Genomic DNA, 205 nt, shown 5'->3' with positions numbered 1-205 from the left:
TCACGCTGACCGGCTACGACGCCGCCACCGGCAAGATCACCTACACCTACCAGCAGGACGGTACGGCCAAGGATCACACCGCCGGCGACAACTCCGTCACCGACAAGTTCACCGTCACCGTCACCGATGCGGCCAACCAGGTCAAGTCCGACGACCTGGTGGTGCTCATCACCGACACCGCTCCTGAAGCCAAGCCCGACACCGC

The 205-nt window shown here is 64.4% G+C and carries 1 protein-coding gene; it reads left to right on the top strand.

The window, feature by feature from the left end:
* Positions 1 to 205: VCBS domain-containing protein (locus tag AC6LKD_RS32745; RefSeq protein WP_498118558.1), on the top strand; the 205-nt coding region annotated here is incomplete at both ends.

This window comes from Achromobacter sp. D7-1 (genome assembly GCF_059760445.1).
Note: the sequence above shows the minus strand (reverse complement) of the source record. Positions and strands in the feature narration are given on the sequence as shown.